The organism is Mesorhizobium sp. M8A.F.Ca.ET.161.01.1.1, assembly GCF_004792105.1.
In the GTDB taxonomy this organism is placed as follows: domain Bacteria; phylum Pseudomonadota; class Alphaproteobacteria; order Rhizobiales; family Rhizobiaceae; genus Mesorhizobium.
This window is the reverse complement of sequence record NZ_SRTD01000237.1, coordinates 1-342: the sequence shown is the minus strand read 5'-3', so window position 1 is coordinate 342 and position 342 is coordinate 1. Positions and strand designations below refer to the sequence as shown.

Here is a 342-nt window from a genome sequence, read left to right as displayed (position 1 = left end):
GCTATGACGCAAGCTGGGGACCGGTGAACCGCGAACTCGCGTCGATTGCGGCCAAGGGAGATCCCGTCCTCGCCGACAGGCTTCTCTCAGCCTGCGGCATGGATCCCGTTACCGGTCATGTCGTGCCCGACAGTCTTCTGGCCGCCGGCAACACGGCGGAGATCGCCGCCGGTCTCGTCGCCGCCGGCTCGCCCTGCGATGTTGTCGAACTCACGCAACGTCTCGACCGGCTTTTTACCGAGGCCGCGGATAAATCCGTGCCGGTGACCGATCTCAAGGGTTTTTTCGCGAGGCTGAAGGCTCGCGGCTACAAGCTCGGTATGGCCTCCAGCGACTACGAAA

General features: G+C 63.7%; 1 pseudogene. It reads left to right on the top strand.

What is annotated here, in order from left to right:
• Window positions 1-342: pseudogene (locus tag EN804_RS35500) on the top strand (HAD family hydrolase); the annotation flags it as partial.